Below are 4,504 nucleotides of genomic sequence, written 5' to 3'. Positions count from 1 at the left end.
TTACAGAATGGCCCGGTGGCTTTCTCTCCCAATATGGATATGATGGTAACTACGGTTATCGAATACGATATGGCGCGGACATCCGTTGCCATGGCTGATAAGAAGTTCCGTCCTTTCCGCACCAAACTATATTATTCCGTACTGCAAAAAAAGAAAAACCGGTTTTCTAAATATATTCCGGTGTTGCCACAAGAAACAGTGGCTTCGTACGCCCATCCGTATTTGTTCAACGACGGCAAATCCCTGTTGTTTGCTTCGGATATGGCAGGCGGCCACGGCGGCTTCGACCTGTACGTCGTTCACTGGAACGACGAAACCCAGTCGTGGGGAGCGCTCGTGAATTTGGGCGCGGAGATTAATACGGAAGGTGATGAGATTTTCCCTGTATTCTTTAAGGGACGGCTCATCTTCTCCTCCAACGGTCTGGCAGGCTTCGGCGGGTACGACCTGTTCAGTTGCGCCTTCGATAAGGATGGAATTATGCCGGGCGGCGTCAGCCATTACCCTTACCCTGTGAATTCAGTTTTCAATGATTATTATATGTGCCCCGTTGACTTGCAAAGCGCCTATTTCGTATCCGATCGTGCAATGGAGTCGTTAGACGACATCTACTATCTGCGTACGATGGAGGATTTAGGTGCCCAACGGGAGAAACCCTTCTACGGCATGAGCGAAGATATGGCTGTTCTGGGCGGTGCGTTGCTGCTGAACGGAGCCACGGAAAACGTCCGCAGGGAAACCGTTTCTTTGAGGAAATTCGTTCCGGATGGTCTGTTGCTGACTCTTTATTTTGATTTCGATTCGGATAAGTTGACCGCGGAATCTATCCGCAGCCTGAATTCGTTTGCCGACGAAATGGGCGGTTACGACCTCTCCGAACTCAAGTTCGACGGTTACGCCGACGAAATGGGTAGCGAAAGCTACAACTACGAATTGTCCGGTCGCCGTGCCGAACGTGTTGCCGAATATCTCCGCAACCGTAATGTGAATGTGGACTTCATAATCGAAGCCCGCGGCAGAACCAAACTCTCTCCGGAAGAAGTGAAGGAAGAAGTCAGCAACTACGTTTGGGGCGAAAACAATATTGACTGGATACGCGTAAACCGCCGTGCCAGACGTGTGGAAATATATAACAAAAGGTAGAAAATTATCAAGAGGTAGAAAATTATAAAAGAAAACAAAATATGAAGAAGAGAAGAACTCATAGGATATGGATGTTGCTCCTTTTGGTTGCCGCAATCTGTCCGTTGGCGAAGGCGCAATACATGCCGGTGGTTTTTGATAAACAGTATGGTGATGCGAACCAGATTCAGCAAGTTTGCCCGTTGCCCGGTGATGAAGCTGTTGTGTTGGGCAAAGAAGGAAGAGCGTACAGTCTGACCTGGGTAGACCGGTTGGGCGAAGTGGTATTCTCCTTGCCCTTAACAGGATTTACAAATATAAATGAGTTGACCGAAGTCGATAACGGTTGTGTACTGATTGTAGGCCAGTCGTCTCCGCAGCAGATAAAGAATAAGAAGGACCAGGAACTGCTGAGCGGACGTGCTATTGTCGTAAACCGTCAAGGACTGCTTGTGCAGAATATCTATGCCGGTGAACAGGGAAGCGAATTTATGAAAGGTCACTTGTTGCGTGATGGCTCTTTGGTACTCTCCGGTATGGAACCCAAAACTACCGGTGAGCGCCAGGGTATATTGCTGAAGACGGATAAAAACGGCAAGGTACTCTACCAATACAAGAATGCCGGCAGCGGCTATTGCAACCAGTTTGTCGTAATGGGCAATTCCACGGAGTATATCTGTGCCGCCTTTACGGGTGAGGGAGAAAAGGAGCAGAGCATCATCGTCCGTCTGGACAATATGGGAAAACCTTATTACACCACCACTATTCCTGCTAAGAAATATGTAGTCACCGGTCTTCACGCCAATATCAATGAAGGTTCTGTAATCATCACCGGTAATTCTCCGGTAGAAGGCGGCGTTATTTATAAGATACGTACAGAGGGCGACATTGTCTTCGGTAAGACTTTGATTCCTGCCAGCCAGGGAGTAGCCCTGCTGAATCACCTCCGTGTTGCCCGCAACGGCAATATCCTGGTAGGCGGTAGTGGCGACAGAGGCTACTACGCCCTGCTTCGTAACGACGGAACAGCGCTCTATTCCGGGTCTTCCACCGGTCAGGTAAAAGGCTTGGGCATGAACCTGGTTACAGGCGAATCAGTAGTAACCACTTATGACATGAATGCCCGCCGCGGTACATTCGTCCGCATCCAATCCAGCGGAAAGGCTGAGTTCGACCGCACAATAGACGGAAACTTCAATATGGTACGTGTAGACAATAACGGCGAAGTGCTGTTGCTGTCCTCAGAAGAAGGAAGGGTATGTATGTACTCTGACACGGGCAGGAAAGAATTCGACCGTTATGTAACGGACAACCAGCCTACCGCTTTCCGCCAGGCATTCACTACCGCATCCGGCGAGTTGATGTTCCTCGGCAAAGGCAGCCGCTTAGTGAAACTGGGACACGGTGTTTATGTATCCGACGTGAGGATTACCAAACCCGTGATCGGAACAGCTACTGCTGTGTTTACCGTAACCCTTACCGGTTATGCCACTACTAAAGAAGGTGCTCCTGTTCCCGTAACCGTAGGCTATGCCACCCGTGAAGTTTCGGCTACTACTGCCAATAACTACATCCCGGTGGAAGGAAAGCTTTCATTTACTCCCTCGCGTGGTTCTTCAAACAAATACTTGGTGAAACAGGATATTGAGGTGTCAATCAAGGCAAACGACCTGGTTGAAGGCGTGAAGAACTTTGAACTTGTACTTTCCGACGTACAGCAGAGCTACCTGGTGAAACCCGTAGGCGAAGCCGTTATCGAAGACCAGCAGGCTGTCGTGAAACTGGTGCGCACCGAACGCGGCGAAGAAGGAACCAAAGACATTTTGTATGAATTGGGCTTGTTTAAAACAGACGGCACTTCCTTAGTGAACGCCACCGGCGCCAATATCATCGTCGACGGTATGTACGGCGAAGGCACCACCGATGCGCTTGATTTCGATATGGGTCTAACTCCGCGAGTTGTGTTTGCTAACGGCTCCCGCAAGTCCACGTTCAACGTGAAGACATTGGACGATACCCGCTACGAGCTACCCAAGACAGTGATTATAAACTTCAACAAGACGCATTGCCTGAGCGGTTCCAACGTGATGTTCGATGGCGAAATGTTGAGCTGTAGCGGCGTAGTTGTCGACCAGCCTGCCCGTTTGGCTATTGCTTCGCTGGGCGACCACCGTGTCAACAACAACGTAGTATCCGGCTTCTTCACCGTATCCCTGCTTCGCGCCTCTGACGGAGTGTTGCTGACCAACACCACCGGAAACGACATCATTGTGGACTGCACAACCCTGCCCGATGCTACCGCCAAGGAAGGTAAAGACTTTGCATTCACCAACCTGCACGACCTGCGCATCAGCGGCGACGGCAACCACAGTTCTACCAACGTGAACGGTGTGATACTCTATAGTACGGATACCGCTGAAAAGCAAGTTAAACTGAANNNCAGGATACGGAAAGTACGGCTGATTTCACTATCCGAAAGTAAACTTTCGCAATTATAAATTATGAATTATGAATTATGAATTTTGAATTTTGAATGATGAATGGCTATGTGTATGCAGTATGATTGCGCATCCCAATTCATAATTCATAATTCATAATTCAACATTCATAATTCAAAATTCAAAAATATGAAAAGGAATGTTTGTGCTATATGCATCTTGTTATTGTTCTTGACTTTGTCCTACGGGTGTAATGAAGAAGAACCTGTCCCTATAATAGACGACAGTAATACTTTTCAAATCTCCATGAGTGGCGACATGACCCGCTCTGCAGAAAGCGATGCTATACTCGACAATATGCTCTTGTATTGCTTCTCGCAGGGCAGCAACCCCGTTTCCGGTACTGGAGGCAGTTGGAATTCTGATTTCAGCCATCAGCTTCTTGGGGTAACCCGGACGAACATGACTCTGCATACCAATCAGGCACAGGCAGGCGACTGGGATTTGGTGATGGTATCCGCCGCCGGTGCCACATTCACTTCCCCTGTTGCCGGTAAAACATCGAGCAAGGCCCTGATGTACACGTACGATCCGGGCACTATTCAGGCTGACGGCTCTCGAAACCGCGCTCACGAGATTTGGCACCGCATGTTGCGCCTGCCAACCATTGGTGGAAATACGAATACCGTTGCGTCAACCGCTATTACGCGAAACTTGTCACAAATCCGGATAGTTGTTGACAGGGCGGTGGACATAAAAACGACTTCGCCGGCGGTTCACACGCTTCAACTTCACGGCGTACCCAGCAAGCTGTCCTGGAGCGGAACTCTTCTGCGCACAGTGTCCGGAGGGTACGAAACTTCCTTAAGTAACCCCGACACTTTGGCTACTCCCTTGACAGGTAAGTTTACCTTCACGGACAACAATGCTGTGGAGACGGGTAC

General features: G+C 49.2%; 2 protein-coding genes and 1 pseudogene. All 3 read left to right on the top strand.

Translation table 11 applies throughout. The features are described 5' to 3' along the window. Positions 1–1,143, top strand: a 1,143-nt coding sequence (locus B2Z67_RS00790; RefSeq protein WP_291527913.1) for an OmpA family protein, incomplete at its 5' end; no start/stop codon positions are given. A gap of 41 nt (positions 1,144–1,184) precedes the next feature. Next, a pseudogene (locus B2Z67_RS00785) lies at positions 1,185–3,604 on the top strand (Calx-beta domain-containing protein). Positions 3,605–3,749: 145 nt separating this feature from the next. Further along, the coding region (locus B2Z67_RS00780) for a hypothetical protein (protein ID WP_291527911.1) at positions 3,750–4,504 on the top strand (755 nt) is incomplete at its 3' end.

The organism is Bacteroides sp. UBA939 (assembly GCF_002293435.1).
GTDB lineage: Bacteria > Bacteroidota > Bacteroidia > Bacteroidales > Bacteroidaceae > Bacteroides.
Note: the sequence above shows the minus strand (reverse complement) of the source record. Positions and strands in the feature narration are given on the sequence as shown.